Genomic DNA, 1968 nt, shown 5'->3' with positions numbered 1-1968 from the left:
GCTGCACACGCGGGCCAGTCCGCCGAATTCCGCCACCTGACCGGCAACTCCAGTCCAGCATCATGCCTCACACGCACGAGCATGGACAAACGGCCCAGCTGAGCCGCTTACGGGTGTGCTGCAGCATTTCCGCATACCGACGCCCGAACTCACCATGGCGCGGACACCGATCACCATGATCATGAAGGGCATGTTCAAACTGATGAACCACGCCGCCGGCCAAGCCCGAAGCCCTCGGTGCACGCGAGTTGCTCTCAAGCCGGTTGTCTGCAATTTGATGGTGGAGCGGCCGCTTGGATGACCGTGCGCCTGTACTGGCGAATGTTCCTTCCTGGCCGTACTTTGACCGATGGCATGCGCCAGATCGGCCGCCACCAGACGAGTCTATGCCGGAGGCATAAGCCGACCCTACAACCGCATCGAAATCATGTTCGGCCGTCTCAAAGACTGGCGCCCCGTGGCAACGCGATATGACCGCTGCCCCACCGTCTTCTTCTCCGCCTCGCTCTGGCCGCAACCGTCCTCTTCTCGCTCTGATCAGTGAGTCCTGAGCCTATGGAGCGTGTTGGGCAACCGATTGGAATACATCTCGCCGAAAGACGTAAAGGGGAGCGCGAGGGGCCAAAGCATTTCGCTTCACGAAATGCGTCTTCGATCAAAAACGCGCCCTCGCACGCATAAATCCCATCACACCAGCTCAAAATCCAAGCCAATATCCGCCGCAGGCGCGCTTTGCATCAGCCGCCCGACTGAGACGTAATCCACTCCGCTCGCAGCAACCGCGCCGATGGTATCGAGCCGCACGCCGCCGCTGGCCTCGGTTGCCGCACGGCCCGCCACCAGCGCCACTGCCTCGGCCAGCATCGTCGGCGCCATATTGTCGAGCAGGATATGCGTGGCGCCGGCCACGATCGCCGGCTCGATCTGGTCGATCCGATCGACCTCGCAGATAATCCGCTCGACGCCCGCCGTCTTGGCCCGCGCCACCGCCGCCCCGACGCCGCCCGCCACCGCGACATGGTTGTCCTTGATCATCACCGCATCCCACAGGCCCATGCGGTAGTTGGTCGCGCCGCCCATCCGCGTCGCGTATTTCTCCAGCGCGCGCAGGCCGGGAATGGTCTTGCGGGTGTCGAGCAGCGTGGCGTGGCCGTGCATCGCCTCGACATAGGCGCTCGTCATCGTCGCGATGCCCGAGAGGTGCTGGACGGTATTGAGAGCGCTGCGCTCGGCGGTGAGCAGGGCGCGGGCGTTGCCGGCGATCCGCATCAGCGCGGTACCGGGAGTGACGCTCTGGCCATCCTGCACAAGCATTTCGATCTCACACCCCGAGTCGAGATGGCGAAAGAACGCGGCGGCCAAAGGTAGCCCTGCGACGGTGATCGCCTCGCGGCTGTCCATCACCCCGGCAAAGCGCGCGTCCGCCGGGATGACGCTCTCTGAGGTGACGTCGCGCCCGCCACCGGGAAGGCCAATGCCGAGGTCTTCGGATAGCGTGGTGGTGATAAAGGCAGCTAGGTCGAAGCCGGGAAGGGTGAAAGACATGGGCGTGTTTTAAGGGGATTAAGGGGAAGATGCAAGGGTGAGCGGCATCGATTGTCGACGAACTACGCAACGATGTCGACTGACCGCTTATGGCGGTACTCGGCCTGATTGCGCTTGGGGCGAGGCGTATCGCGATGTTCGTCCGCCCGGCCGACTGCGAGTTTCCCAGCCGACTTCGGTCAGGGCTTCGTATTGTCCGGGGTGGTACTCCTGGCCGCAGCGAAGCGGCTTTGCACAGCGACGAGTTGGTCGTCAGTGGTCGCTACCAGCCACAAGCGTGCTTGCTCCACGATGTGGCGGTTGTGGTCCTTCAACGGACCCATCGCGGCGGCAGCTTTCCAGGCCACCGGGCCGATTCGGCTTTTCCTGCCCGAGGGCGCGCCCACCAGCAGGCAGTAAGGTCCAAGAGGAAGTGATACGAAC

Annotated in this window: 1 protein-coding gene and 2 pseudogenes; 1 reads left to right on the top strand and 2 read right to left on the bottom strand. The window is 63.5% G+C overall.

Annotated elements, in window-relative coordinates:
* Positions 1 to 412: 412 nt before the first annotated feature.
* Positions 413 to 537: pseudogene (locus tag JMY28_RS38740) on the top strand (IS5/IS1182 family transposase); the annotation flags it as partial.
* A gap of 150 nt (positions 538 to 687) precedes the next feature.
* On the opposite strand, the gene nadC reads toward JMY28_RS38740, so the two are convergent.
* Both nadC and JMY28_RS39295 read right to left on the bottom strand, forming a co-directional pair.
* On the bottom strand, positions 688 to 1545 hold the full coding sequence (gene nadC / locus JMY28_RS38735) for a carboxylating nicotinate-nucleotide diphosphorylase (protein ID WP_201701142.1): 858 nt from the start codon (positions 1543 to 1545) through the stop codon (positions 688 to 690).
* A gap of 179 nt (positions 1546 to 1724) precedes the next feature.
* Positions 1725 to 1968, bottom strand: a pseudogene (locus tag JMY28_RS39295) (hypothetical protein); the annotation flags it as partial.

It is taken from the genome of Paraburkholderia hiiakae (assembly GCF_904848665.1).
GTDB lineage: Bacteria > Pseudomonadota > Gammaproteobacteria > Burkholderiales > Burkholderiaceae > Paraburkholderia > Paraburkholderia hiiakae.
The sequence above is the reverse complement of the archived record's forward strand: the minus strand, read 5'-3'. Positions and strand labels throughout refer to the sequence as shown.